Source organism: Myroides fluvii (assembly GCF_009792295.1).
Classification (GTDB): Bacteria; Bacteroidota; Bacteroidia; order Flavobacteriales; family Flavobacteriaceae; genus Flavobacterium; species Flavobacterium fluvii_A.
Window position 1 is genome coordinate 3,731,757 of the sequence record NZ_CP039934.1, and the last position, 25,024, is coordinate 3,756,780.

General features: G+C 34.8%; 29 protein-coding genes and 1 pseudogene. 9 read left to right on the forward strand and 21 right to left on the reverse strand.

What is annotated here, in order from left to right:
• Positions 1–332: 332 nt before the first annotated feature.
• From FBR08_RS16510 to FBR08_RS16520, 3 genes are all read left to right on the forward strand, one after another.
• Positions 333–1,283 carry an ADP-ribosylglycohydrolase family protein gene (locus FBR08_RS16510; RefSeq protein WP_158960290.1) on the forward strand — a complete coding sequence of 317 codons (951 nt, stop codon included), beginning with the start codon at positions 333–335 and terminating at the stop codon, positions 1,281–1,283.
• Between the two features lie 177 nt (positions 1,284–1,460).
• A complete protein-coding gene (locus FBR08_RS16515) occupies positions 1,461–2,162 on the forward strand; it encodes a leucine-rich repeat domain-containing protein (protein ID WP_158964081.1) in 702 nt (233 codons plus the stop codon).
• A gap of 117 nt (positions 2,163–2,279) precedes the next feature.
• Positions 2,280–2,663, forward strand: a complete 384-nt coding sequence (locus FBR08_RS16520; protein ID WP_158960295.1) for a hypothetical protein — start codon at positions 2,280–2,282, stop codon at positions 2,661–2,663.
• A 229-nt stretch (positions 2,664–2,892) separates the two neighbouring features.
• Here FBR08_RS16520 and FBR08_RS16525 read toward each other — a convergent pair whose 3' ends face one another.
• The 9 genes from FBR08_RS16525 to FBR08_RS16565 form a co-directional block, all read right to left on the reverse strand.
• The gene (locus tag FBR08_RS16525) at positions 2,893–4,503 is read right to left on the reverse strand and encodes a hypothetical protein (RefSeq protein WP_158964083.1); all 1,611 of its coding nucleotides are present in this window, start codon (positions 4,501–4,503) and stop codon (positions 2,893–2,895) included.
• 286 nt (positions 4,504–4,789) lie between these two features.
• Entirely contained in the window at positions 4,790–5,284 is a 495-nt protein-coding gene (locus FBR08_RS16530) for a porin family protein (RefSeq protein WP_158960304.1), read from the reverse strand.
• Between the two features lie 20 nt (positions 5,285–5,304).
• Positions 5,305–6,105: a hypothetical protein gene (locus tag FBR08_RS16535; RefSeq protein ID WP_158960308.1), complete on the reverse strand. Its 801-nt coding sequence runs from the start codon at positions 6,103–6,105 to the stop codon at positions 5,305–5,307.
• Between the two features lie 73 nt (positions 6,106–6,178).
• Positions 6,179–6,613 carry a hypothetical protein gene (locus tag FBR08_RS16540; RefSeq protein WP_158964085.1) on the reverse strand — a complete coding sequence of 145 codons (435 nt, stop codon included), beginning with the start codon at positions 6,611–6,613 and terminating at the stop codon, positions 6,179–6,181.
• Between the two features lie 190 nt (positions 6,614–6,803).
• Positions 6,804–7,361, reverse strand: a complete 558-nt coding sequence (locus tag FBR08_RS16545) for a hypothetical protein (RefSeq protein WP_158960314.1) — start codon at positions 7,359–7,361, stop codon at positions 6,804–6,806.
• A 390-nt stretch (positions 7,362–7,751) separates the two neighbouring features.
• Complete coding sequence (locus FBR08_RS16550) at positions 7,752–8,534, reverse strand: hypothetical protein (protein ID WP_158960317.1); 783 nt, start codon at positions 8,532–8,534, stop codon at positions 7,752–7,754.
• Between the two features lie 680 nt (positions 8,535–9,214).
• Positions 9,215–10,216, reverse strand: a complete 1,002-nt coding sequence (locus tag FBR08_RS16555) for a hypothetical protein (protein WP_158960320.1) — start codon at positions 10,214–10,216, stop codon at positions 9,215–9,217.
• A 1-nt stretch (position 10,217) separates the two neighbouring features.
• The gene (locus FBR08_RS16560) at positions 10,218–10,805 is read right to left on the reverse strand and encodes a hypothetical protein (RefSeq protein ID WP_158960322.1); all 588 of its coding nucleotides are present in this window, start codon (positions 10,803–10,805) and stop codon (positions 10,218–10,220) included.
• Between the two features lie 22 nt (positions 10,806–10,827).
• Positions 10,828–11,754, reverse strand: coding sequence for an HNH endonuclease (locus FBR08_RS16565; RefSeq protein ID WP_158960325.1), 927 nt, complete (start codon positions 11,752–11,754; stop codon positions 10,828–10,830).
• 331 nt (positions 11,755–12,085) lie between these two features.
• Between FBR08_RS16565 and FBR08_RS16570 the strand changes: the two genes are divergently transcribed.
• The 3 genes from FBR08_RS16570 to FBR08_RS16580 all read left to right on the forward strand — a co-directional run bounded on the left by FBR08_RS16570 (position 12,086) and on the right by FBR08_RS16580 (position 13,190).
• Positions 12,086–12,388: a helix-turn-helix domain-containing protein gene (locus FBR08_RS16570; protein WP_233266151.1), complete on the forward strand. Its 303-nt coding sequence runs from the start codon at positions 12,086–12,088 to the stop codon at positions 12,386–12,388.
• Between the two features lies 1 nt (position 12,389).
• Positions 12,390–12,683, forward strand: a complete 294-nt coding sequence (locus FBR08_RS16795) for a hypothetical protein (RefSeq protein ID WP_199268612.1) — start codon at positions 12,390–12,392, stop codon at positions 12,681–12,683.
• A 90-nt stretch (positions 12,684–12,773) separates the two neighbouring features.
• On the forward strand, positions 12,774–13,190 hold the full coding sequence (locus tag FBR08_RS16580) for a helix-turn-helix domain-containing protein (protein WP_158960328.1): 417 nt from the start codon (positions 12,774–12,776) through the stop codon (positions 13,188–13,190).
• 491 nt (positions 13,191–13,681) lie between these two features.
• Here FBR08_RS16580 and FBR08_RS16585 read toward each other — a convergent pair whose 3' ends face one another.
• A complete protein-coding gene (locus FBR08_RS16585; RefSeq protein ID WP_233266152.1) occupies positions 13,682–14,302 on the reverse strand; it encodes a hypothetical protein in 621 nt (206 codons plus the stop codon).
• A gap of 309 nt (positions 14,303–14,611) precedes the next feature.
• On the opposite strand from FBR08_RS16585, the gene FBR08_RS16590 reads away from it, so the two are divergent.
• A complete protein-coding gene (locus FBR08_RS16590) occupies positions 14,612–15,019 on the forward strand; it encodes a helix-turn-helix domain-containing protein (protein ID WP_158960331.1) in 408 nt (135 codons plus the stop codon).
• Positions 15,020–15,845: 826 nt separating this feature from the next.
• On the opposite strand, the gene FBR08_RS16595 is transcribed toward FBR08_RS16590, so the two are convergent.
• The 4 genes from FBR08_RS16595 to FBR08_RS16610 all read right to left on the reverse strand — a co-directional run bounded on the left by FBR08_RS16595 (position 15,846) and on the right by FBR08_RS16610 (position 18,046).
• Positions 15,846–16,475, reverse strand: a complete 630-nt coding sequence (locus FBR08_RS16595; RefSeq protein WP_158960333.1) for a DUF6266 family protein — start codon at positions 16,473–16,475, stop codon at positions 15,846–15,848.
• Positions 16,476–16,683: 208 nt separating this feature from the next.
• On the reverse strand, positions 16,684–17,262 hold the full coding sequence (locus FBR08_RS16600) for a DUF6266 family protein (protein ID WP_158964087.1): 579 nt from the start codon (positions 17,260–17,262) through the stop codon (positions 16,684–16,686).
• Positions 17,263–17,342: 80 nt separating this feature from the next.
• A complete protein-coding gene (locus FBR08_RS16605; RefSeq protein ID WP_158960339.1) occupies positions 17,343–17,501 on the reverse strand; it encodes a hypothetical protein in 159 nt (52 codons plus the stop codon).
• A gap of 332 nt (positions 17,502–17,833) precedes the next feature.
• Positions 17,834–18,046 (reverse strand): hypothetical protein, encoded by a 213-nt coding sequence (locus FBR08_RS16610; protein ID WP_158960341.1) that lies wholly within the window; start codon positions 18,044–18,046, stop codon positions 17,834–17,836.
• 230 nt (positions 18,047–18,276) lie between these two features.
• Between FBR08_RS16610 and FBR08_RS16615 the strand changes: the two genes are divergently transcribed.
• Together FBR08_RS16615 and FBR08_RS16620 are read left to right on the forward strand one after the other, a co-directional pair.
• On the forward strand, positions 18,277–18,717 hold the full coding sequence (locus FBR08_RS16615) for a DUF5675 family protein (protein ID WP_158960344.1): 441 nt from the start codon (positions 18,277–18,279) through the stop codon (positions 18,715–18,717).
• Positions 18,714–18,923 (forward strand): hypothetical protein, encoded by a 210-nt coding sequence (locus tag FBR08_RS16620; RefSeq protein ID WP_158960346.1) that lies wholly within the window; start codon positions 18,714–18,716, stop codon positions 18,921–18,923. Before FBR08_RS16615 ends, FBR08_RS16620 begins: the two co-directional genes overlap by 4 nt.
• Before the next feature lie 83 nt (positions 18,924–19,006).
• On the opposite strand, the gene FBR08_RS16625 is transcribed toward FBR08_RS16620, so the two are convergent.
• The 7 genes and pseudogenes from FBR08_RS16625 to FBR08_RS16655 all read right to left on the reverse strand — a co-directional run bounded on the left by FBR08_RS16625 (position 19,007) and on the right by FBR08_RS16655 (position 24,616).
• On the reverse strand, positions 19,007–19,765 hold the full coding sequence (locus FBR08_RS16625; protein WP_158960349.1) for a hypothetical protein: 759 nt from the start codon (positions 19,763–19,765) through the stop codon (positions 19,007–19,009).
• 574 nt (positions 19,766–20,339) lie between these two features.
• Positions 20,340–21,747, reverse strand: a pseudogene (gene tnpC, locus FBR08_RS16630) (IS66 family transposase); the annotation flags it as partial.
• Positions 21,748–21,963: 216 nt separating this feature from the next.
• A complete protein-coding gene (gene tnpB / locus FBR08_RS16635) occupies positions 21,964–22,296 on the reverse strand; it encodes an IS66 family insertion sequence element accessory protein TnpB (RefSeq protein WP_262885170.1) in 333 nt (110 codons plus the stop codon).
• A gap of 129 nt (positions 22,297–22,425) precedes the next feature.
• Positions 22,426–22,584: an IS66 family insertion sequence element accessory protein TnpA gene (gene tnpA, locus FBR08_RS17000; protein ID WP_233266153.1), complete on the reverse strand. Its 159-nt coding sequence runs from the start codon at positions 22,582–22,584 to the stop codon at positions 22,426–22,428.
• Between the two features lie 107 nt (positions 22,585–22,691).
• Positions 22,692–23,357, reverse strand: coding sequence for a hypothetical protein (locus tag FBR08_RS16645; protein ID WP_158964091.1), 666 nt, complete (start codon positions 23,355–23,357; stop codon positions 22,692–22,694).
• Between the two features lie 208 nt (positions 23,358–23,565).
• Positions 23,566–24,195 carry a sigma factor-like helix-turn-helix DNA-binding protein gene (locus tag FBR08_RS16650; protein ID WP_199268613.1) on the reverse strand — a complete coding sequence of 210 codons (630 nt, stop codon included), beginning with the start codon at positions 24,193–24,195 and terminating at the stop codon, positions 23,566–23,568.
• Positions 24,164–24,616, reverse strand: coding sequence for a hypothetical protein (locus FBR08_RS16655; protein WP_158964093.1), 453 nt, complete (start codon positions 24,614–24,616; stop codon positions 24,164–24,166). Before FBR08_RS16655 ends, FBR08_RS16650 begins: the two co-directional genes overlap by 32 nt.
• Between the last annotated feature and the right edge of the window lie 408 nt (positions 24,617–25,024).

The window sequence follows — 25,024 nt, forward strand, 5'->3', positions numbered from 1 at the left end:
GGATGAAATCCAAAGGCTTAATCGATCTAGATTTGTGCCTTAGCGAAGGTTCTCGCTTTACCAGCCACAATTACTCTTTCTCCTTTATTTTGACAATAAAGCTCTTCTCTCTGATATTTGACGCATAAAAAAGGGCTCTTTACCCCATTTAAACGACCAAAATAGAATAAGGAAACAGTGAGCAGAGCCAGTAACAGGATCTCATCAGGCAACCACTCTTTTAATGGAACCACACAAGCAGGGTTACCGTGAAAAATTTCATATGTCTTTTTCCGTTTGGGTTGCCGATTAAATTCTCTATTTTTGAAAAGAATCCAATCAAAAATTAAATCATGTCAAACCTCGCAAAAGATCTTTTATTTGGTCTCGCCGTAGCGGATGCACTGGGAGTACCGGTTGAATTTAAAAGTCCTGCAGAAATTAATCTAGCTTCTGTACAATCAAATTACCAGGATATATTCAACCGCTTTTCTCCTTTTGGTTCTTGGAACAAACCCGTTGGCACTTTTAGCGATGATTCTTCGCTAACTTTTTGTACGGCTGAATATCTAGCAGCTGGTGAAACAGACTTAAACGATCTGATGGATCGCTTTAAACAGTGGTTGAGAAAGGGGTATTGGACTACAGACGGACATACTTTTGACGTGGGGAGAACGACCTTATTGGCTATTGAAAACTTTGCAAGGGATTACAATTGGAGAACGGCTGGACTCAACACGGAGCGCGACAATGGCAATGGTTCCTTAATGCGCATAGCACCTCTACTCCTCCCTCTTTTATATGATCAAACGATTACAGATCCTTATCCCTATATACGCGATTTTAGCAGTTTAACCCACGCGCATCCCATATCCGTAGATAGTTGTTTTATCTACCTGATGTATGCAAAACAGTTGTACTATGCGAAAGATGTAGCTTTGGCTTTTGTAAAAATGAAGGAAGAATTAGGAACTAAGTACGCCCAAAACCCTGCATTCGAACGTCTTTTTTCTGAGGATTTTTTATCCCTTTCTCCTACTGTTTTCAATAGTCAAGGTTTTGTGGTGGGAAGTTTAGAAATTGCTTTGCATACCTTGCTTACGACAACAAGTTATGAAGAGGCTATTTTAAAAGCAATTTCACTAGGTAAAGATACGGATACTAATGCCGCTATCACCGGGGCTTTAGCGGGATTTTTATATGGGTATGACAGCATTCCTTCCCATTGGATTGAACCCCTCAAAAGAAAAGAGGATATTGCAGCATTAGCCAATCAGTTGTATTCTACTTGTACAAGGGTATAATTTTTAATTTTGTTGAGCAGCGATCGTTCATCAACAGTCAACCCTCTCACCACCTCATCATCTCACCCCCTCAACAACCAATAACCAACAACAATCAACACTTATTCATTCATCCTTTTTTGTTCATCATCAAATTCCTCTTATATTTAACCTCCTATATTAATCACCTTACACCCTATGAAAAAAATAAGCGCACTTGCTCTATTCCTTGCCTTATCAACGACTTACGCACAAAGCATTGATTTTAAAGACCCTAATTTTAAAAACGCGCTGCTTGAATTGGGCTTCGATACTAACCATAACGGACAAATTGAAAGAAGTGAAATTGAATCTATAGAAGAATTAAAAATCTCGAATAAAAATATTGAATCCCTTGATGATCTAAAGCACTTTAAAAAACTGCGAATACTATATGCCAATACCAATCGCATTTCGGATATGAGTGTTTTAAATGGCAATAGTGTTATAGAGGAAATTTTCATTGGCGACAATCAACTAGGACCTCGATTAACACTTGAGCATATGCCCAATTTAAAGGGACTCTATGCCTTTAGAAATGAATTAAAAGAACTGAGATTTACAACCCCATTTCCCTATTTAACTTCGTTGTATATTCAAGGAAATCCAATAAAAAAACTCAATATAGAACCTCTTGTGAACCTAAAAAGTCTTCAATTATTTGAATGCGATGACTTACGAACAATCACAATAAATAAAAAAACAAAAATTGAGCAATTTTTTATCTTGGATATGAAGGTAAAAAATGTTGTATCTCAAAGTGAATCCGCTAATATTATTTATTTAGAAAAAAAGGAAGATGCGTATAACGAACCAAACAATGAGAATTTCAAAATATCTCCTGTAATCAAAGTAAAATAAAGTGGTGAAATGGCATGATGAATCAACTTCATGTCCCCTGAATCGAAGACATCCGTTTCCATTCTTAGTCACTATCGCCTAGCACTCAAATAGCATGTACAACCTAAAACTCACAAAGTGAAAAAACACCATCTAATACTTATTGTTTTTGCAGCACTTACATCATGTAACCAGTCTAATTGCCGGTTATTTGACTCTGATGCTAAAAAATTTGGAAACGAGTGGAAACGCACCTTTGAACAATATACCAAAGATAATTCAGATAAACTACCAGCTGAAAAATTACTTGAAGGAATAGACAGCATTGGTAAACTTTACTTTGTAGATAAAAATGTAATTTTAATAGAACGATATCCAACATGTGCTAGCGCAGTATCAACATTGAACTACATTAAAGACAAAATTTCAAAAGAAAAATTACAATTGCTACTTCAGACTATTCCAGAAGAATTCAAAGCAGATAGCAACTATGTATCGATTGAAACGTTTTTAAAAAACTAAGGCATAACCTATAAAAAGAGGAATCAAATAGAAATTAGCACAATCGCTTCAAGACGTAAAATTTCAAGAAATATGATTGATCAATTTCTAATCCTATATCACAAAAGGGTTAGGTTTTACAAGAAAAACCTAACCCAAGCTTTATTTTTGAACTTACACACTTTAAGAGACAGTGCCACTAATTCTCAATACTCAGAAGAATTCACTCCTCTCTCCTCTCTCCATCAAGTTACAAACGTTCTAATTTTACGTAATAATAAAAAATCTGTCCTCGGTCATTATCTTCTCCTTGAGTTTCAAAAACAGTATCATTTACATCGTTTACTTCTAGTTCGTAAGGTTCTCCGCCATCAAAAGAGAGGTATATCACTCCTTCGTTATATCTCATCTCGATTTGGTAGTCTGCAGAGGGGTTTTGTACCTGATCTATAACCCAGATGCCGCTTTCATCCATTTCCATATTGTATATTTTTGGAGGATTATTATTAATGCGTATGGTTAACTTCCAATTTCCAACAAGGTCAAACGTTCCCTCTTTGTTTAGCTTTATTTCTATCGGCATATTTCCCGTAGTATTGCTAAACTCGTTTTGATACGTGTAATTTAAAGTAGTTTTCAGACTGTTTCCCGTTGCGGTATCCGGATTTTTAACAGTCATTTTCATGCGTATTGCTCCGTTTTCAAATGCTAGGTCAGACAGTTGTACATTGGCATCAGATACAGTAAACTGTAGGTTTTTGTAGTCTTCGGTGGTTAAAGCAGTGCTTTGTATTTCGGCAGAATCAGGTATTTCGTGAACGGGTATTTTCGAAATATTAGCAAAGAATACATGGTCGTTTACAAATTGAATAAGGTTGTTTATTTTTTCGGTTGCCTTTGTCAAACGTCCGTAAGCGTCAAAAAAGATTCCCGTTCCTTCAGCGGTATTCGACTGATCAGAAGCAGTTACACTTCTGTTTCCGGTGTACAAATGTACATTTTGAGCTTTGTTATGTGTAAAGCTAATTCCCTGTGTTTCAAACGTAGTTTTGGTTATTTGATTGCCTTGAATTTGATTGACTACACGATCTACAATATTGATTTCATTCACGAGTTCAGTGGCATATTTCCAAGCTAATACACCGGCGGTTACCCCAGCAACAGTTACTAGAGATTTCTCTATCCCAGTGCCTGGCAGCGCTAAAATGTACCCACTTCCGGCAAAAATTATTACAGAAGCCAAAAGTTTTTTTGTTTTAACCAATGTAGAAGCGACACCCAATGTAGTAAAACCCTGAGGTTGATTGACATTTAAAATCTCGTTAAACCAGCTTTCGTTTACTTGATAAAACAACGCCATTTGGTTTTTGTCGTCGTTAGAAAGGGATTTGTAATACTCCTCAAATGCCGTTAGGGTATTGGCTAAATAAGCGGAATATTCCTCATCGGTTATTGCGCTTTTGATAAGGCTAAGATCTTCAAACAAAGGTTTTAAAACCACATCTTCACTGCCATTTAGCAAGCTTTCTTTTACCTCAAATTTGGTATTGACATCCAGATTTGGAATATGTAACGTCGTTGTTCCTAGGGCAGTTGTTCCCGGAACGTAAAACACTAAGGTATTGTCTTCTGCACGAACCAGCTTAAGCGGAACTCCACCCAAATCGGCATCGTATTCTTCCTGCAAAAGCGGTTGTGAAAATTGCGCTTCTACAATTTGAAGCTGAAAAGCTTCTTTGGGCATTGTAATTTCCTGTTTAGGATCGGAATCAGGGTTGTCGTTGTCATTTTTGGAACATCCGCTCCAAAAAATTGCACTACCTAGGATAAAGGCAGCGTAAATAAGATGTAGTTTTTTCATAATATGGTGATTTATTTTGAGGGTTGCTCTTTGTGAGGGTTGCTCTTTGTAGAGAATCTATAACTTCACGATTTCACAACTTCACGATTTCACAACTTCACGATTTCACCCCCGTTGAGGTTTGTGTAATTCTTTCCATTAAAGAACAAGTTGGCTATTCAGAAGATCGCAGCCGTTAACAGTTAACAGTTAACAGTTAACAGTTAACAGTTAACAGTTAACCGATACCCGTTAATCTGTACTAAAATAAAATACCCTTTTGAGGGTATTTTATTAAAGCGCCATTTTAAAATTTGTATTCAACTGCCATAAACACACCATTTAGCTTGATATCCCCAAATCCCATAGAATATTTAGCACTTACTCCAATATTCTCTGTGATAGTATAGGCTGCCCCAAAGTCAAGATTTACTTTAAACTTTTCGTCTTCCCAGTCTAAATTGTAATTTAAACTTGGTCCGGCTAACAAATTAAACTTTTCAGCTACCTTGTATTTAGCTAAAACGGGTACGCTCAGCATACTGGCATCTTTTATAGCTACGTAAAGCACTTCGGGCTGTACAGACCATTTCTCAGAAAATCCGATTTCGGCAAAACCACCTACAAAAAAACCGGTTTCAGATTCAGAAGCTTCGACTGTTTCGCCAAAAAAGCCTCCATTCATTTTAACTTTTACAGTTGCAAAATCAATTCCGGCTTTTGCTCCCCATTTAATCTCCTGAGCTTTTGCTCCTAAAACACAAGCAAAAAGAGCGGCACCTACTAAAACTACTTTTTTCATAATTTAAAATTTACAAATTCTTATTTAATTCGTTTAAACATTCTTGTTCCTTGATAAAGCTGATTCCCATCTGTGCTTAATTCCAGTGTTACATTTCCTTCGTTTACCCATCTTCCATTTTCGTAATCATCATCGGTAAATCTCCACTGATACGCATCTGCACTCCATGTTTTTTCTCCTGTTTTTGTAATTCTATCATAAAAGGTATCCCCTACTAATTTTTTGGGAAAATAAACAGGCGCATGATCCAAATTATAGATAATCGCTTTGCTTGCTTCTATCTTTAGTTGATATTTTGAATTGCTGTGTTCCCAAATTCCCTCAATGGATTTTTTAGGATTGGGGTTAGGATTAGGGTTATCTGATTTTGACGTTCTTTCTAAAGTAATGTAGCAAGTTGAGCTGTTACCATTCACATAATTATAATGAACTTTGGTTTTAAACGTATTGGCTTCTGGATTATCAGCATCAAAATATAAAATGGTAAACTTGGACCTCAGATCGATATCCATGGTATCCTCTCCGTTGTACTCCCATTTCCAATCCGCATTCATTTTTAGTGCTTTATTACTATGCGATACTGTCGTTTTGGTAAATGGACCATAAGCATCAGTAGAAATACCCTCTTCATTTGTGCTAAAAGTATAGACTCTCGTCTTGTTTTCGTATTCTAACGTTAATTTCCAATCTCCTTTCGGATTGAAAAACCCGATTTTATCAGGATCGTCGTCTTTATTATCATCACTGCTGCTACAAGCTGTTATTGTTAATCCCAAAAAAAGAATTAATCCCATGCTCTTTACTAGTTTACGTATTTTCATTTTCTTATCATTTTAATTGTACCTACACTATTCGGTTTTTGGCTTCGCCTTTTGCATTAGTTATGCTTCTATTTTACTTGCCTGCTTTGTATTGTTCCCATAAAACTGAAGTGAATCCGTCTTTAGAAACTATATGAGCATATATAAATCCAGAGCTATTCAGTTCTGTGAATTTATATTCTAATTCTTCATCATGGGTAGAAAAGCTAAGTGTAACTTTGGATTTCGAACTATCTGTCCATCTCCAATCAGCATATTCTATGGGTGTATCTCCGGGTAGGTATTTAAAATATATTTTCCCATTGGGATAAAATGCCCAAAACAAATAATCGGCTTGATGTTCCGTTTTTTCCGTTCCGTATACCGCTCCAATTTTTACCTTAGACCACCATTTTTGCGCACCTGCATTGAATGCCGTTGTAGCCATTGCTTTTGTAGTTGCATTTTCGTCATAGCCCGTTAAGGTCATAAAGCGTTGTGCTGTTGGTACAATTTCTCCTTTAGGCACGTTTTCTAAAAATTTAACGTCCTCGCTCCCCCATTGTCATCACTGCTGCTGCATGCAACGATTGTTAATCCTAAAAGAAGAATTAGCCCCACTGTTTTTGAAAATTTCAGTATTTGATTCATAATAAATTCCATTTTAATTTGACTTCCTCTATGTTCTTCTTTCTATTGCTTCGTTCCAATACCGAATATTAATTGCTTCCTAGGCGTACCCAGGCCAATAAACTACAATTTCCTTCCGTTAGATACGTTGCGTAAACCACAAGATTGGGATTGAGCGCAGTAAATTCATACACCATGCTGTCCTCTCCCTCGGCACTCACTATAATTTTTGATTTTGAGCTATCCGTCCATCTCCAATTGCTATCACCTTCAGGAGTTCCGTTTGCTCCATATTTGTAATAAAGTATTCCATCTGGCGAAAAGGCAAAATAATCACCTGATTCACCCGCATCATCAACCTCATCTATTCCGTCGCAATGGTATATTATTTTTCCATCCGTGTACTTCCACCACTTTTGAGTGTTCGTATTCAGTGTCGCTACAGCGGTTCCCCTTCCGGTGTTTTCTTCGTATCCAGTTAAGGTAACAAAGCGTTTTGCTGTTGGTACAATTTCTCCTTTAGGCACATTTTTAAAATGTTCCGCATTTTCACCACTGCCCTTGTTATCATCACTGCTACAAGCCGTAATTAGTAGTCCTAAAAAAAGAACTAACCCCATGTTTTTTAAAATTTTAACTGTTTTCATACTACGCTAAATTTAACTTTGCCTACTCTGTCCGGTTTTCGGCTTCGCCGTTTGTTTTAGTTTTAATTGATTCCATAGATCCCATCTACCATACCTAATTCGAAATTGGATGTGTATTACAAGCTGCAGTATCGCAAGGAGAGGGTGATGTGAGATTGGAAGAAAAAGCCTCTGTTTTACTTTAAAACCTGCTGATGTCTTCTTGTGTAATACAAGCCTTGTGCTATCATCACTACTGCTACAAGCCGTAATTATCCATCCTAAAAAACGGATTAATCCCTATTTTTTTTTTAAAGGCTTAACTATTGTCATTCCTGATGAATAGCATATACCTGATGAGATTTTCTACTTGGTTGTTTCTCTTATGTTTAGCTGTGCTAAGACGCCTCCTTAAAATCGATAGGCTACACTCAATCCAGTACGCAAACCTGCCCAAGGCATTTTTCCTTTGAGCCTAATCCCCTTGTCATTGATTTCATAATCAATCTTGTCAAAGCTGTCTTTCAAATCTTCTGCAAACCCCTGTAGCTCTGCCTGCTCTTCTGCCGATAAGTTTTTATTGGCCTTGATATCGATATTTGCCGAGCCATAATTTCCACCTATAATCTGCCAGTCCAGATAAATATTTTTGCCCAAATGCCATTGAACGCCAAAGTAAATTCCACCCGAAAAAGCCTTGATATTACCAGTCAACGGAAGATTCGGATCCTCCCCTAACAGTATCAATTCCTCAAACTGGTACTCATACTTTATTTTAGTGGTTTCAATCTTGGCAAAAGCGGCGATATAAAATCCTTGAAAAGCTCCTTTTTTGCCCAAATACAATTTGATTTCCGGCGCAAAGGAAAAGTTTGAATACTTTAGTTTCTCAATTTCAAAAGTAGCATCACCTTCACTGTCGTCACGCTCAAACACTTTTTGCAGGGTGCTTTTAAACGGCGCTCCACTTTGCGGACGATAATTTACGGTTGCGCCAGCAACCAATCTGCCTTTTACTTTGCGTTCATAGGTTAGAGAACCTGTTCCCCATGCCAATGGAACGGGGTTGAATTTTATCAGATTTCCCTTTACGGGATGAGCCATGCTATCGGTTTCAGTTTTTGTTTGTGGAATATCCTGTGCATGTAAAACAGAACCACAAAACAGTGCTAATAAGACGTAATACGGTTTCATGAGATAGTGAGTTTAAAGTTTAATTTTAGATTTATACGAAGTAATTTTATCATCCTTAGCCGTATAGGTAGTTGTGTTTCCCGTACAACTAATGATGGTTGATACAATAACCGACTAGCTTGAGTCTATAATCATACCCTACGTTCCATTTTTATGTGGCACTAACAGAGTCCCCATGCGTTTGTGTTTTTAGACTTTGAGTACATAACAAGAAAACCACCCCGAAAACACCTCCTATTTTTATTGTTCCTGTGTACACTCCTTTATTTGTTAAAACTATCACAACAAAGGTATTTTTTATATTTTTGTTATAAAATAGCTACACCTAGCCATACGGCTGATTATAATTCGCTTAGCCCCTACGAGCGCTATGGGTAATAACCTAGACCAATTGCCATTAATACAATTCACCCAGAGAACTCACCCTCTTTCTACTACGATGAACAAAGTGCCGTTTATTTTTTTGATGGTTGATGATTGTTTGGTGTTTGGTGTAGAAATTCTCAATCGTTAGAAGTCCCCACCGATAAGTTAGATTTGCTTTCGCTTTTTTGCGCAATTCTTTCGGTTAAAGAACAATTTGGCTATTCAGAAAATCTACCAATCAATGATAACTGTTCACCCACAACCAAACAAAAAAAAGGATGCTCATTTGAACATCCTTTTTCTCATTTATTGTATTATTTAGCACTCAATGCTTTTAAATTTTCATTTTTAATTTTAAGCATATTTTGATAATGTACAGTCCATATTCCATCACTATAATCTCCTATTCTTCCTTTTGGATTATTGCGAATATTGTGGTAAAGTTTAAAATCTCGCTCTAAATCTAAATTAGCGCGATTAATTTGATTTAAAGTAGTTGCAATTGCTTTATTACGATCTTTAGTTGAAGCCTTAGTCGAGAAAGAATTAGACTTTACATCATAAATATCTGTTGGCAAATTTTGTTTAATTCGATCAATCAACTCTTCTTTATCTATCTGTGCATGATATCCCGACGCTTCTTTCTTCTTCGCTATATGTAATTCTTCTCTAAACTGCAAAGCTAAATCTGCAGCAGAACCAACTACTAGGACAGGTATTTTGGGTACATAAGCTAAAAAGCTCAATCCCTCCAAAACTTTTTCTCCTACATTCGTATCCGCTTTTAATTTTTCATCCTGAGCCAGTTCTTCTATTTTTTGTCTAACTCCTTCACTTAATTCGATTCGATCTAATGCATCATATCGCTTTAACTTTGCACCTGGATTAAGTTTTTTATACTGCTGTGTCAATTCATGTAATTCGTTCAAAAACTCAAAATAATCCACATTAACAACAATTTCACTCTCAACTAAATCCTTTAAAACTTGTTGTTGTAATTTTTCTACATTAGACTTGAACTCTTCATCCGAGATTGATGTTTTTTTAACTTTGGATAAATCTACCAATAAACTATTGTACATTGTCAATTGGTTGTCAATTTGCTTCGCTAAAACAACACGCATTTTTGAATCATATTTTTTGATTAATAAATCAAAATTATTTTCATAATTATCAAGCGAATAACTCTCGTCTACCTGAACTTCTGAAGATTGATGATTTAAAATCTCATTTATAATCCTTTCATTTTCTGCGGAATTCTCTTTTTTACATCCTATCAAAGAAAAAAAAGCTAAGGCAATTATTATTTTTCTCATATTAAAATTTTCTTTCTTTTCCTAAATCTAATACAGTAATTATCTCTGTTTCGTCTAAATTTTCACTTGTATAAACGAAATATTGTATTTTGTTTTCTACATAAAATTTAGTTTTAACTTTACCTAAACTTTCAACATTAGCTATGAGATTATTCTCATAAAAAACCTTTTCCATTTGATCACTACTAAAAAAACCTCCTCGATTAATTCGCAGAATATCAGTAAGCTCAACATCCTGCCCCACTTGTTTAAAAACTAATATATAATATGCTTCTTTGGTAATCAATAAATATTGTAAATGGACTAAAGCCTCTCTTTTTGCAATGTTTTTGTCTTCGATAATCTTTCTTTCAAAAATCGTATATAACTCCCCTTTCTCTACATTCAATAATCGGGTTCCAATCTCCTGAAACCAAATATTGATATTCGAATAATATGGATCGAGTTTAATTAATGATTCATAATACGTTTTTAACTCCCTATTTTCGTTTACATCAATTGATTCGCTTGACGTCGCCTCCGCGTCCTTATCTCCACAAGAAATAAAAAAAACGAACATACTGATCAGTACGAAATGAATTCTTTTCATTGTTCTATATCTATTAATTAATCTATCGAAGACCTCCCCAAATAAGATTACCCCCTGTATGACTCACTGCATTATGTACCTGCTGCGACACCAATTCTAACTTACCTACGTCTTCATGATGATGCCAAGTGAAACCAAATATTTTATCTCCATGCGGACTTTTAAGATCTTCTATTTGTTTAGCTAACAGCTCCTTATCTTTGAGTTCCTTTGTAACTCCATCCGCAGTATAGCTATAACTTTTCCCTTTATTAAGTTGAATCAACTTTGTTTCTATTACTTTGGGATCTCTTTTATACTGTTCTTTCAGTTGGTATGTTGCATAGGCAAACTGATTCTTATTGGATTGTTGATAGTACTTAGAAGGAAGATCAATTTTAGCAAGTGTATGATTAAAGAAATTAGGAAAGAGCCCTTCTACCTTAAATTTCTCCAAATCAATAATTCGTTTAGAGAAAGGAACTTCCCATGATTTGAATTTTTCATTTACTTCAGCTAATCGCTTGTCGAAAACATCTCGAGTTCGATGCTCCAAATCCCCAACTCGAAGCGTCGGTATTTGTTTCGGATTTTTGGCAATTTGCTTTTCATAAGCTTTTAAGCTAGGAACTCTAACTCTCAAATTTTGGGAAGCATATAATGCGTTATACGCTTTTATTCCCTCAGGACTTGTTACTATATATTTTTCAAATGCCTTGCCTTTCAATCGATCTAAATCTGTGGTTAATTCTGTTAATTGACCTGGAGATAAATAAGTTAACGCTTGCTTTGCTGGCTTCGAAAAAGAATATTTTTTAGTCAAGTCCGTAGACTGACCGCTTAAATTTTCAATTACCTTCTTCCCACCTTTGGAAGAAGAAACTTTTTCAACTACTTTTCCTCCTTTTTTACAACTATACACCGTACAAGCTCCTACTAGTAATACAAGAAAAATAAATATCCTTTTCATCTACTATTATATTTGCAAGCAAAAAACTGCTTTAATCCACAGTTTTTCAAGTATAATTTAGTGAACGCCCCTTTTTTTTTAGTTAATCTTCGAATTATAGTTTGTAATCAATTAGGACTGTAGTACACTACTCATTCAAATTTCATAAAACTTATGAGGTGAACAGTACTCACACTTGTTATACTTCTACGTTTTTTTGTGTAACTCTTTCCATTAAAGAACAATTTGGCTATTCAGAAAATCTCATCCTCTCATCCTCTCACCCTCTCACTCTCTCACTCTTTTAAAAACCAAAAATGATTGATATTTCATACACTTAAGCTATATTTGTATGAAATATCAATCATTTCACATGAAGAGTACAATCGTCTTACCAAAATTTAAAACGTTACTAGAGCAAATGGGTGAAAACATAAAGCTTGCTCGTAAACGTAGAAAGTTAACTGCAGTTCAAGTAGCTGAACGTGCGGGTATTGCTCGTTCTACCTTGTATTTAATAGAAAAAGGCGAAGCTAGCGTGGCTATGGGGGCTTATTTCAATGTACTGCGTGTGTTAGGCTTACAAGATGATTTTTTAAAGCTTGCATCAGATGATGTGTTTGGTAGAAAATTACAAGATTTAGATTTATTATAAAATGGCCACACAAAAAACAGCTATATATGTTTACGCAGATTGGGTAGGATTACTTCATCCTATCTTATTAGGGGTATTAGTTGCCCATCAAGCTAAAGGTCGCAAAGCTTTTAGTTTTGAATACGATACAATATGGTTAAAAACGAATAGCCATCGTCTTATAGATCCCGTTATTCAAATCTTTCGATTAGCGAACAAATGTCTACTCAGAAAATCTCAACAACAATCAACCAACAACAAACAAAAAACAAAAAAGCAAAAGATGAGCTTATCCGTTATAATATTCATGTTGTAGGATATTTTACCAGATAATTTTCTAACTTTACCATTCAGTCTTTTTAAATCATTGGCTTTATCTTTGAGCCTTTTAATTCAGCGATTAAGTATGGAACATGCAGTACACCAAGGAAGAAATGTAAAGCGTTTTAGAGAAATGCTTGGAATCAAGCAAGAAGTTCTTGCCTTTGATTTAGGAGAAGATTGGAATCAAAAGAAGATCTCTTTACTGGAACAGAAAGAAGTAATTGATCATTCCCTCTTACAACAGATTTCAAAAGTGCTGAAAATACCCGTTGAAGCAATTGAGAATTTTGATGAGCAACAAGCGATTAATATTATTAACAACACAGTTACTAATAATGATAATGCAGTAATGCACGCTCTATATATTAATAATGCTACAATTAACCCAGTAGATAAAATTGTTCAGCTTCACGAAGAAAAGATTGCGTTGTATGAGCGTATGCTGAAAGAAAAAGACGACATGATGAACCGCTTGGAAAAGCTGATTCAAAATAAATAGTATTCAAAATAAATAGTATTCAAAGTGAAAATGTAAAAGCTTAATCAACCGATTAAGCTTTTTTTGTTGGGTATCTTCTGTGTCGAGGACATGCTAGGGGTCAAATGGTTAACAGTGAACGGTTAACTGTTAACGGTTTGGATTTTCTGAGTAGACATTTGTTCGCTAATCGAAAGATTTGAATAACGGGCGTTGAGTAACGGATGCGACCTATCTCACCGAGTTTATATTTTGTTTTGGAGTTCGATGAATCTCCGATTTCTCCTTCGTCGAGGAGACATGCCGTGCGTGGGTACTGTGTGTGGAATCAATTTGTACTTGTTCCCGTCAATCACTACCGTCATGTCAATATCTGTCGTTGGAAGAATTTAGTCTGCAGCAGGGTCATCGGTATATAAACTAATCACAGCACCACCAACGAATACCACTTTTTCATTTAACTCTTTCAAGCCTTTAGCCACTTGTGCTACTAAAGCTAGGTAATAACTTTATTATGCATTCAATATTCTTTTTTCTAATTCTTTTTTTGCAATTTCTTTTTCTCTAATTCTCCCTACCCGTATGGCGTCTACCAATGTTAGTAGTTCATATAATTTTTTATCGCTTAATGTTGCCTCTACTACAGTAGGGTATAATGGTTCGATTGCTTGTCCTCTTTCTAGACCTTTGGCATAAGGCCAAACGTATTTTTCAGTAGAAGAAATTATTTTGTTCAAGGGTTCAGCAGCGTGTGCGGTCAAAACGCCTCTCACAATAGCACCTGGCTGTTGTGGAAAAGCATAAGCCACACCATGTAATAAAAACGCTGTAAAAGCTATTTTGTTTACTTTTTTCCTTGCTTGATCTATTAAACCAGCATACTTTGAACGGTTAAGCGATTGACTAACCTCTGACTGGCTTAGTCCTAACTCTTGTGCTATGGTATGATGATACCAAGTTTGTGTTCCTAAAGTAATGATTTTTAAGAGTATTAGGATGTCTTGTGGTTTTAAATTACGTTTTGATTGTTGCATATATTTCATATTGCGATATGCAATATAGAGTGTCTTTGTCTGCTTAAACACAGTGATTTTTAGTAGTAGGAAGCGAACTATTTGGTCTTCTTCTGCCAAATAATTTCTTTGGAAGTTGCTTTTTTTATTGTGAGGTTTGTGCTGGGTGTTCAAAATGGTTAACAGTGAACGGTTAACTGTTAACGGTTTGGGTTTTCTGAGTAGACATTTGTTCGCTAATCGAAAGAATTGAGGGTTGATTGTTGTTTGTTGACGGTTGTTCTACAACAAACAAAAAAGCAAAAGATGAGCTTATCCGTTATAATATTCATGTTGTAGGATATTTTACCAGATAATTTTCTAACTTTACCATTCAGTCTTTTTAAATCATTGGCTTTATCTTTGAGCCTTTTAATTCAGCGATTAAGTATGGAACATGCAGTACACCAAGGAAGAAATGTAAAGCGTTTTAGAGAAATGCTTGGAATCAAGCAAGAAGTTCTTGCCTTTGATTTAGGAGAAGATTGGAATCAAAAGAAGATCTCTTTACTGGAACAGAAAGAAGTAATTAATCATTCCCTCTTACAACAGATTTCAAAAGTGTTGAAAATACCCGTTGAAGCAATTGAGAATTTTGATGAACAACAAGCGATTAATATTATATCTAGTACATTTCATGACACACAAGGATTGGTAAATTATAGTCCAGTATTTAATAATAATCCTATTGATAAAATTGTTCAGCTTCACGAAGAAAAGATTGCGTTGTATGAGCGTATGCTGAAAGAAAAAGACGACATGATGAACCGCTTGGAAAAGCTGATTCAAAATAAATAGTATTCAAAGTGAAAATATAAAAGCTTAATCGGTTGATTAAGCTTTTTTTGTTGGGTATCTTCTGTGTCGAGGCGTCATGCTGGGGGGCAAGTGGTTAACAGTGAACGGTGAACGGTTAACGGTTAACAGTGAACGGTTAACAGTGAACAGTGAACAGTGAACGGTTAACAGTGAACGGTTAACGGTTTAGTTCTTGCTGCGGTAAGTATGTTTGTCTTTTATAGACAATTTTTTAAGGCTCGTCAATCACTCCCGTCATGTCATTTCGACGAAGGATACATCGTAGCGCAGCGAAAATCGAAACGTAGTGAAGATTCATCGAACACCAAAACCAATATAAACCCTGTGAGATATATTCATCGAATACAAAAATAAAATATAAACCTAATGAGATAAATCGCATCCGTCAATCAACGCTCGTCAATCATTCCTGTCATGTCATTTCGACGAAGGATACATCGTAGCGCAGCGAAAATCGAAACGTAGTGAAGATTCATCGAACACCAAAACCAATATAAACCCTGTGAGATATATTCATCGAGTACAAAAATAAAATATAAACCTAATGAGATAAATCGCATCCGTCAATCACTTCAAAAAAGGAAAGAAGAAATCGTAGCGTAACGAAAATCGAAACGTAGTGAAGATTCATCGAACACCAAAACCAATATAAACCCTGTGAGATATATTCATCAAATACCAAAATAAAATTTAAACCTAATGAGATAAAGAAGAAAAGAGTAAATTTTCTAAAGATTGAGAATCTCTACAACGAACAACGAACAACAAACAACAAACGACAAACGACAAACAACAATCAACCCTTTTAATCTACTAGTAGCACAACACTTGTACTACATTCGGTATCTTCCCTATTAGTAAAAAACAGCCAGACTGCAAACCCATTTATTTCAAAAATCATTGGCAACAATACGCTTGCTGTTAAGGCGTCTCTCGTAGCCACTTTTTCGTGTATCATAAGATTTCCATTTTGCAGATTGTACCCCACCACAGTAAGTAAATCATCCCCATTTCCGAAATTAGCACCTTCAATAAGCGTCCAATTTAACGTAACTGAGCAGTCTTCAGTATGAACATCAATCACGTTAACCAGAGGAAGAGTGCCTTTGCTCAAAACCACCTTTTCCATATCAATACTAAAATTTTCATCTTGTTCCACCATTGCCTCTCTGATATGGTACGATAAAGCTTGATTTACGCGTGACTTCACGCCTTGATCATTTCCAAAATAACGCGTAAATATTGGATTAAAAGGACGAAGAAAACTCGAAATCAGCTTAAACTTTTCGCGGTATTTCAACTGAGAAGCGGATGGTTCTTTTGAAGATTTGCGAGGAGCAGCTCTTATATAGTTCCTTCCTCCTATGTTTACCCCTACTATATTCCCTACTTTTCCACTGAACGTCCCGAAAATTCCATTTTCTAATTTTGCCATGCCTTTTTATTTTTAAACAATTTTTTTATTCACTTTAAATGATGGGTTAGAGCGATTAGAAGGGTTAGAATGTTTAAGCGGAAACCCTTCTAACCAACTAACCCTTCTAACCAATTAACTCATCAGCCGTTAACTGTTCACCGTTAACCGTTAACCATCTAATATTCTCCCAGAAAGACACTTGAACTACATTCAACTCCTGCTTCATCTAACATAAACCCCAGAGTGCATACCCAGTATCTTCGAAACTACCTGGTAATTGAAATTTAAATTCCATTGCATCTCGTTTGGCTACATTTTCAAAAACAAACAGAGATTTGGTTGATTTTTGATAGAGAATAAGCGTCAGTGCGTCTGTTGCCCCTATTCTATTAAACAACGGGTTTGCACTCCAAGTGATGGTAAATTCTTTGTTTTCTAAGAGTACCTGATCCACAAAAATAGTGAGGAGAATCCCTTTGGTTATGACTACCTTTTCAAGGTCGATCACATACTCCCCCTCCACCTGTTTCACCGCTTCTTTCAGGTGATACGCTAAAGCGACATTTAGTTTAGACTTAGCTTCCGTATCTGGATCAAAAAAGCGCTTGATTACTTTGTTTATCGGACGCAAAAATTTAGAAACCAATCTAAATTTCTGTCGATGATTCAACTGAGCCAGTGTTGGTTGTCTTCCTCCTTTTTTGGGTGCATTGCGAACAATATACTGTCCGTTCATCTTTGCTCCTACAAGTGTTCCGAGTTTTCCTCTAAAACCACCTGTTAATCCATTATCCATTTTTCCCATGATTGTACCGTTTACTTGATTACTACTAATTTTTGAGATTATGCGTCGTAGCTACCTTCACTAATGTTCTCATTGCAATACTAAAAAAACAAAAAAACACGTACAATACCCCCTTCCGTATTTGTCCACTTTTGTCCTAAAAAAGGTGAAAACTTCCACTTTTGTTCTAAAATGGGCATAAACTTCCACTTTTGACCTAAAATAGGCATAAACCTCCACTTTTGTCCTAAAATGGGCATAAACCTCCTCTTTTGTCCTAAAATGGGCACAAACTTCCACTTTTGTCCAGCACAAAAAACCACAAAACGCTATTAATCAACACACTAACAACAACAAGTTTATAGTTCCTTTTAGGTTTGTTTTGGGTATGCTTGTGTTTGCTTGGTTTGAGGGCCTTTTACCAAACAAACCCAAAAGAAAGACAAAACAAACCCATAAAGAAGATCTAATGGTACATACAAAAAGTGCTCAGCAACCACTAGGAATATCAAAGGGTTTAGACAAAATAAAAGAGCCTTAAACTTTCATTTAAGGCTCTTTTAGGCATTTTTTTCTCCGTTATGCTTTCATTTTACTTATTTAGCATCTCCAATACCTCTTGTTCATCCAGCCCCATAAAAGCACAAAACTCTCGATATGAAACAAAGGTTCCAGGTGGTTTATCGTAAAAAATCCGCACGGCAATCAAAAGTCTCAAGGCCGTTTTATAGCTTTTACCCGTTATCTCTACAACATCAACGGCATAAATAATCATTCTTGCTTTTTTTGGTTTTCGCTGTTCCATTCCTTGCTAATATCTCGAAGTTAATACGCGGTTGAAGGTAAGAAAACGACAGACCTATTTTCTAGTTGTTCACTAGTTGTTTGCATAGTAAACCAGAAGAGGACATTTACTCCTTTTTTATCCCAAATTAGGACAAATTAGGACAAATTAGGACAAACGATTCCCCTACCTATTTTCTGTTTTTTACAATTCATTCACCTTTGAAGTCAATAATCAATAAACATGAATCGATGAATAAATTAACATTACACCGGGTTTACCTTTCTGATGCCACCCATGGGCTACTGCAGTTTAATGATAAAAACATCTGCTTTACGCTAGAATTACCCTGGTTACAAAACAAGGCGTATATCTCTTGTATACCTGAGGGAACTTATCCTGTACAACCGCGTTATACGGAACATTTTAAGCATCACATGGCAATTAAAAAGGTGCCCAATCGCCACGGCATTCTCTTTCATTCTGCCAACAATGTACAACTAGAATTACAAGGATGCATTGCCCCCGTTAGTCGAATTATAAGCTCCACTTGGGGACATCGTTCTAAGGTAGCTCTGCAACGGTTATTAGAACACGCAGGAGCAATACCCACCGATCAACTGCTACAATTAACTATTAAAGAAGCGTCTGAAGACGAAATTATTAATCTAATAAAAAGAGGGAAATTATGAAACAAATCATTCGACGTGCCAAAGCACCAACACCAAAGTTCTTCAAAACGCTAAGAACCATTGGCTTAAGTTTAGTCGCTATTAGCGGAGGAATTCTCGCGGCTCCAGTGGCCCTACCCGTTATTGCTACCACCATTGCAACTTATATGGCAGTTGCAGGAGGTATCCTATCAGCGGTAAGCCAAATTACTGAAGAAGAAGAATAGCAAGCTGAATTATTCAAAACAACTAGGGAGGTTTAGAACCTCCTTAGTTTTAAACAGGTTTTTCTGAAAACAAATGCATTGCCTTACACTTCTATATCCATGTATTTGGTTTGAATAATGTCGGCTAATTGAGAAATAATAGTGTGATCTATATTTTTTCGCTTCTGAAAAGCACTTAAGGTTTGATGGAAGTTCTTGCTAATTGAGGTATCAAATAGTTTTTCAAAAGCATCTGTCCATTCAATTAACAATACTTTTTCTTGATCATTTTTATTAAACTCATACAAGGCGTACACCAACAAGCTTAAGTCTACCTTAGATTTAGTCCACCGCAAAGGCTGGTGATTGGTTAAAACTGAAGAAATAGACATTGCGTATTCTAATTGTTCTAAAATAAGTTGCAGCCCTTTAAAATAAGCAGAAAATAAAAAGTCATGGTCGGGATCAAAAAAGGTAAATGCATACTGTAGATCATTGGTTTGGAAATAATGTTTGATTGCTTGCCAATCTAGCACCTCACTTTCAGTGCAGTACGCGCTATACTGTTGGTAATATTGCTTTTTAAAACTACAGTAGTACTGCCATTTCTGATTGAGATAAAGTGTTTTTAGCGACTGATCTAGTGGCATCGTGCTACACAAAAGGCCTATTTCATTGATAAAAAAATAACGGGCTATGCTATCCATGAGGTCTTTGCTGTAGAAGACAATTTCTTTTTTGCGAGATCGAAATTGATTCTTACTCGTAATTTCTTGCATTTCTACTAGCAAATTTTTCAGTTGCACTGCGCTAATGATCAAACTTCTCTCATTCATGACAAAATGGGGAGCATATTGATTCATAATCCTTTCTTTTTTCCTTAAAGCTTCATTTAAATTTTTCATTAATCAATTTATGGATTTACATCTTATTTATCACAATGATAAAACGGCTAAAAATATGAAATAATCAACAAACACTTAATTAATAAATATAATTAACAAACAATAAACAAAAAATAAGAATATACCAAACATTAACTAAAACTAACATAACAAAAACACATCCTAATTTTGACATTATTATTAACATAAACCCTTGTAGCCCATGGCAAATTACATTAGGCACTTAAATGCTTTATCAGAATTTTTCAGAACAAATACAGAGGCAACTCCTTCGCATATTGCTCTATATTATTCTCTATTTCAAATCTGGAACAACCTCCACTTTGCTTCTAGCTTTGGTATTAACCGATCCGAGCTAATGAATCGCAGTAAAATTGGTAGCACCACTACATATAGCAAATGCATGCGCGATTTACATCGGTGGGAATTGATCCACTACCAAGCTAGTAATTCAAAATTTGGATTGAGTAACGTTATAATGACTCCTTTAGACGTATGCACCCGAGCAAGTACATCTTGTGAGGAGTAACTATTATTCTACAATGTTTGTAATTAACTTCTTATAATTATGAGGATATAGATCTGTGATATTCTTGTGGTTTATGGATTGAATATTTTCAAGAACATACTTTAACCATTGGTATGGATTAACGTCATGTTTTTACAGTTAGCGAAAAATGTATAGGCCATAGCTGCTCTTTGCGCAGCATCATGAGAACCAGCAAAGAGATAGTTTTTACGTCCAAGGGCTACAGGTCTAATTACATTTTCTACAAGGTTGTTGTCTATCTGTAAGTTTCCATTGTATAAATACGCACTAAGGTTATCCCATCTTGTTTGTGAGTAAGCAAAAGCTTTACCTATTTGACTTTTAGGTAATGTAAGTTTCATCTGAGCGAACATATATTTACCCAGTTCATTGATAATAGGTAAACTCTCTTTTAGACGAAGTTCTTGATTTGGTCAGGAGCTAAGTTTTGTTCTTTTGCTTTTTTCTCTACAGCATATAATTTCTGTATTTCTACGAGTACATGCTGAGCCCTTATTTTATCATTGTCTAATGCTCTCTCAAATTCACGACGAGCGTGTGCCCAACAGCCCAAGATGTGTAACATCTGACTTATTTCCATAGGCTTTTGTACCCGCTATAACCATCAGTTTGCAGGTATCCTTTGAAGTTTTCTAATATGGGTAATGCAGCACTACTAGCACGAGTAGGACTGTAATTAAACATCACGAGTTTGGATATAGGTGCGTGATACACCCAATAATACCAAGATGAGATTTATCTTTCTTTTTCTCATCTAAGACTTTGATGGTGGTTTCATCAACTTGAAGATAACCTTCGTTTTTGATGTCCATCACCAGCTTTTGGTATAGTGGCTTCAAAGCATCCATACTTTGAGCTGCCCAACCATCTATTGTAGAGGAAGCAATATCGATATTCTCTCTTGAAAAGCGTTGCTTTTGTCTATATAGAGGAAGATGGTCTACATATTTGTCAACCAATATAGTTGATAGAAGTCCTTCTGAAGCTATTCCTTTATCTATAATTCGCTCTGGGAGTAATCCAATACTAATTTGGGTATCTTCTTTGTCTTTGGTCGCGTATTTATATCGGATGTAACGCTTGATTTTAAAGTAACCAGGAACATAATCTAACACATCTGTAATTTCTTTACCAATGCAGACCTTATCAGATAGATCCCCTTCTGGGTGAATTTCTATTTCTTCTACAGGTAATGATCAGGAAGTTTCGCTCGTCCTGGATGTTTCTTCTTTTCACGAGTGTAGGTAATCTCTTGTTTGATTACTTCTTCTTGTTCCTCTAAGACTGCTTGTTCAACATCCAAAGGTAACTGAGTTTGATTAGGATCCTCAAAACGTTCTCGGCTTTGACCAAACTTCATGCGTTCAAGTAGCTTTACTCGATATTCCAGTATCGTATTTTTTTTCTTCTAGTTTAGAGGTCTTTTCTTCTAACTCAGTAGCTTTCTTTTCTAACTTAGTATTTATTTCTCTTGCTTGGAAATAGTTTTGACTGCTGTTTTATAAGTGCCAAAAGTTCTTGTTTCGATAAGTTTTCTAAGTCTATTTCCATGAAGTAAATATACGTCAAAAGCCTTGTTTATACAAGAATTTAAGACGGTTTTACTTCATGAAAATCGTCTTTTTTGACTACTTTTTATCACTTGAATTCCCTCTATCATAAGTACTAAATCACTCCAACTTATCTGTGACTTGTTATGAGATGGAAAGGCAAAAGTACCTTGTTCTAATCGCTTGTGATATAACACAAAACCTCCTGTTTCCCAGTGCAGAAGTTTCATCTGATTACCTCGACGATTGATAAAGACGTACACACTGCCATTGTGAGCTACTTGATTAAGCTCGTTTTGAACAATGCCACACAGACTATCAAAACTCTTACGCATATCACAAGCTGATTTATATAAATGGAATTGGTGACTACTACTCAGACTAAACATTAGACAAGGTTCACTAATGAATAGAGTTCATTTAAATCTTTCGTTTCTACACGAAGTTTCACTCCATTAGGATAGATAATATCGTATTCTTTGCTCTCAGTAATATGCTCTTTATTTATAGTGATAAAGTTACTCCGATGAATTTTGAATATTTTCATTCTTATACTTTATTACCCAATAACTAAATGTTGCTAATTTAATTCCTACGCTTTCACAGTATCTTGATTGGGTTAATCCACTTGCTTTGTAATCCTCTACATGAGAGTACATCATTTCTTGTTTGCTCATCTCTTTATTATTTGAGACAAACTTACTATCTTACATTAGGTTATGAAATATGTCGTTGCTCGGGTGGATACGTTTGGCGTATTTTATTTTCTAGTATTTTCATACAGTCAATTTTTTTTTTCGTTTATATTAATGAATTTATTATCAATAAGCTGCTGTATAATGTAATTCATATTTTTATTAGTGATATTCAATAATCCACAATAGTAGTGATTTAAAGTATCAATGTCTATGCTGTGATTTTTTCTTATATGTTTTGTTATCGCTTTACCTAAAAATTTAGGCAAATCAACTAAATTAGAATGGTAACTATTGTTATTTAACCCAATAAAACTTTGATTAAAAATCACAAATTGTTTTTGAGGATCAAGTTTTAAATTAGTAATTACATTTTTAGCATTAGTGTCTGCTCTAAATTTATGAATTTCTTCTAGAATTTCATAAATATGAATAGGCTCGTTGTTTTTTTTAAGGTATTCTGTCACAATATCTTTGATTGTGCCTCCTTTTATGTTATTTCTTTCCGATTCCCATTTTTTTAAGCCATAAGTACTACTTCGTCCAAAATAAATAATTTCAGTTGTTCGTTGCAGACTACCTCTTAAAGCATCATGGCTTTTAGTAATTCCAGGATTGTTTTTTTCAAGAAGATCATATATTTCTATTAATTTGGATGGTTCTCCTATATTTTCTAATACTTCAATAGCATATTCAAATACCTGTTTTACTGTATTTCTTTGAAATATAAGATTATCATTTACATCTAGATACAATCCAAATTCATCGATAAGTATTTTTTCTGCTATCGGTAGAGCTGTATTTATAGTCTCAACATCGAAATCTTTAATGAACGTGATAAATAGCTTTTGAAATTGAAAGTATAAGTTTCTTCAATGCGTTCATTTATTCTTTCGCTTACATCATTAACAAATGAAGTGTAATCAATTATTGAAAGGTATTTGTTTATAAGATAAAAATTGCTCAATTATGTCGACTTCTACTGTTGGAAAATTTAGGGAGTAATAGATCTTCTATATTGCCTAATAAATAGAAATCATCACTTAAATAAACAGCAAGTATATATCCAATAAATTCTTTAGAAAAGTTTGTTCTATTCAATGTGTTAACTCTATTTACTATATTTTCTTTAATTTCAAGTAAATTAGCAGATAGGTCTAAACCATAGTTTTGAAACAAATTATCATTGAAACTCTTGATAAATAACAATTTATTAGACAATTCTTCTATACAAGTTTTCCTTATTTGTCTTACTCGTTCTCTTGTTAAATTGTTTCTTTCTGCAATTTCTTCAAGATTTAATTCTTTTTCACCTTGATATATTTTTAGTGCTTGTTTTAATATAATTGTTTGATTTTCAGTAAATAAAACATTTTTATCTAATAAGAAATTGGTAAGTAGAAATATATATTCTGATTCTAAAATTTCGTTTGGAATTTGTGGCAAGGAGAACGTTCGTTGAATTAGAAAATTGTTCTTTAATATTATTAGCTGTCTCTCATCAGCAGATTCATTAACGTTAGCTATAAAATCTTTTATTATTGAAATATAATTTTCTAATTCAGGAATTGATTTTTTTCCTATATTTTTCAAGAGTGCCAATATTGAAGTGTTTATTAGATAAAATTTTTTCTGAGAAATTTCTAATACTAAAGTTGTTATTTAAAAACAGTGAAATAGCATTTTTAGTTCTTGCAGAAAGACTATTTGTATTAGCATAGATAAAGCTATTAATTACTTCTCTTTGTATCCTTGTTAAATTAAGCTGTATTTTATTTATCGATTCGTTATATGATTCTTTGATCATATTTTGCTCAATAATTAAATGAAATTTATTGCAAATGTCAATTAATTCCTTATTAGACTTATATCCACAGTTTTGAAGTTTCTCAAATGAACCATTAGCTAAATAGTATTCTTTTAAAGTATTAATATTATCAATACCGTTAGCTCTACAAACATTGTATGAGCGAACGCTTATCTCATTATTCTTATGAATTTCATATAGCGTCATTGTCAAATATATTTAACTAAAATTGTAGCAAACATATTAAAACTTTCTCTAACTATATTACGGAAATCCGTAAACCCCACATTATTTTGAGTCTATCTGCTATTCAAACAAAAACTCACGACTTCGGAGTAGTTTTCTAGCCCTCTGCAAGAGCAAGTAGTTTTGAAAGCTCGAACCTTATTTGGAGTGCCTCAAAACATAACTTGCTGTTACTTTTCGGTAACTTTTTCAACATATTTACAATATGTTTTTTATAATATAAATACTGTTTATACACCTATAAGTAAACGCCAAATTAACTCTTTAAAGACCTGTTTTTAAATAGTGAGTCCATATCTCTGGTTATTTGTCTAAGCAATATTTTTGTTGGACAAACGCAATATCGTAGCTATAACTTTACATAGCTCC

Bases quoted from the DNA above. Each gene is read 5' to 3' on its own strand.
- FBR08_RS16605 (WP_158960339.1), bottom strand. From the start codon at position 17,501: ATGCCCATTTTAGGACAAAAGTGGAGGTTTATGCCTATTTTAGGTCAA.
- FBR08_RS16560 (WP_158960322.1), bottom strand. From the start codon at position 10,805: ATGAAAAGAATTCATTTCGTACTGATCAGTATGTTCGTTTTTTTTATT.
- FBR08_RS16590 (WP_158960331.1), top strand. From the start codon at position 14,612: ATGGAACATGCAGTACACCAAGGAAGAAATGTAAAGCGTTTTAGAGAA.
- tnpB (WP_262885170.1), bottom strand. From the start codon at position 22,296: ATGTTTAGTCTGAGTAGTAGTCACCAATTCCATTTATATAAATCAGCT.
- FBR08_RS16610 (WP_158960341.1), bottom strand. From the start codon at position 18,046: ATGGAACAGCGAAAACCAAAAAAAGCAAGAATGATTATTTATGCCGTT.
- FBR08_RS16565 (WP_158960325.1), bottom strand. From the start codon at position 11,754: ATGAAAAGGATATTTATTTTTCTTGTATTACTAGTAGGAGCTTGTACG.
- tnpA (WP_233266153.1), bottom strand. From the start codon at position 22,584: ATGAGCAAACAAGAAATGATGTACTCTCATGTAGAGGATTACAAAGCA.
- FBR08_RS16795 (WP_199268612.1), top strand. From the start codon at position 12,390: ATGGCCACACAAAAAACAGCTATATATGTTTACGCAGATTGGGTAGGA.
- FBR08_RS16555 (WP_158960320.1), bottom strand. From the start codon at position 10,216: ATGAGAAAAATAATAATTGCCTTAGCTTTTTTTTCTTTGATAGGATGT.
- FBR08_RS16535 (WP_158960308.1), bottom strand. From the start codon at position 6,105: ATGAAAATACGTAAACTAGTAAAGAGCATGGGATTAATTCTTTTTTTG.
- FBR08_RS16620 (WP_158960346.1), top strand. From the start codon at position 18,714: ATGAAACAAATCATTCGACGTGCCAAAGCACCAACACCAAAGTTCTTC.
- FBR08_RS16510 (WP_158960290.1), top strand. From the start codon at position 333: ATGTCAAACCTCGCAAAAGATCTTTTATTTGGTCTCGCCGTAGCGGAT.
- FBR08_RS16595 (WP_158960333.1), bottom strand. From the start codon at position 16,475: ATGGCAAAATTAGAAAATGGAATTTTCGGGACGTTCAGTGGAAAAGTA.
- FBR08_RS16580 (WP_158960328.1), top strand. From the start codon at position 12,774: ATGGAACATGCAGTACACCAAGGAAGAAATGTAAAGCGTTTTAGAGAA.
- FBR08_RS16625 (WP_158960349.1), bottom strand. From the start codon at position 19,765: ATGAATCAATATGCTCCCCATTTTGTCATGAATGAGAGAAGTTTGATC.
- FBR08_RS16515 (WP_158964081.1), top strand. From the start codon at position 1,461: ATGAAAAAAATAAGCGCACTTGCTCTATTCCTTGCCTTATCAACGACT.
- FBR08_RS16655 (WP_158964093.1), bottom strand. From the start codon at position 24,616: ATGACGCTATATGAAATTCATAAGAATAATGAGATAAGCGTTCGCTCA.
- FBR08_RS16530 (WP_158960304.1), bottom strand. From the start codon at position 5,284: ATGAAAAAAGTAGTTTTAGTAGGTGCCGCTCTTTTTGCTTGTGTTTTA.
- FBR08_RS16570 (WP_233266151.1), top strand. From the start codon at position 12,086: ATGAAATATCAATCATTTCACATGAAGAGTACAATCGTCTTACCAAAA.
- FBR08_RS16600 (WP_158964087.1), bottom strand. From the start codon at position 17,262: ATGGGAAAAATGGATAATGGATTAACAGGTGGTTTTAGAGGAAAACTC.
- FBR08_RS16545 (WP_158960314.1), bottom strand. From the start codon at position 7,361: ATGAAAACAGTTAAAATTTTAAAAAACATGGGGTTAGTTCTTTTTTTA.
- FBR08_RS16550 (WP_158960317.1), bottom strand. From the start codon at position 8,534: ATGAAACCGTATTACGTCTTATTAGCACTGTTTTGTGGTTCTGTTTTA.
- FBR08_RS16615 (WP_158960344.1), top strand. From the start codon at position 18,277: ATGAATAAATTAACATTACACCGGGTTTACCTTTCTGATGCCACCCAT.
- FBR08_RS16525 (WP_158964083.1), bottom strand. From the start codon at position 4,503: ATGAAAAAACTACATCTTATTTACGCTGCCTTTATCCTAGGTAGTGCA.